The organism is Stenotrophomonas sp. SY1 (genome assembly GCF_021202945.1).
In the GTDB taxonomy this organism is placed as follows: Bacteria; Pseudomonadota; Gammaproteobacteria; order Xanthomonadales; family Xanthomonadaceae; genus Stenotrophomonas.
Window position 1 is genome coordinate 1 of the sequence record NZ_JAJOYR010000039.1, and the last position, 304, is coordinate 304.

The following is a 304-nucleotide window of genomic DNA, read 5'->3' on the forward strand; positions in this document are numbered from 1 at the left end:
GTTTTAGGTCAATGACCAGCCCGGCAGACTAGTCAGCAACTGCAAAGCAAAACGCCCACCAAAGGCGGGCGTTTTGCTTTGAGACAAGCGCGTGATGAGGTGATTAATCTTCGAGTCGGATCGTTTTCACTGTCACGATAGGTGGTAACTCTTTAGGCGCGACACTTTGATTGTTCATCTGGTTACCCAGATTTTCTGTCATGGTATTGGCGGCCCCTGCAGAAGTGCTCGCAGAACTCAATGCGGCCCCCGCCAAGCTACCGGTATCCGCTACAGGCACGCCAGATGAGCTACCTGCGACGGT

General features: G+C 53.3%; 1 protein-coding gene. It reads right to left on the bottom strand.

Features of this window, described 5'->3' with window-relative positions:
- Nucleotides 1–103: 103 nt before the first annotated feature.
- Nucleotides 104–304 (bottom strand): hypothetical protein (locus tag LR961_RS19215; RefSeq protein WP_232151580.1); only part of this gene is annotated, 201 nt, incomplete at its 5' end.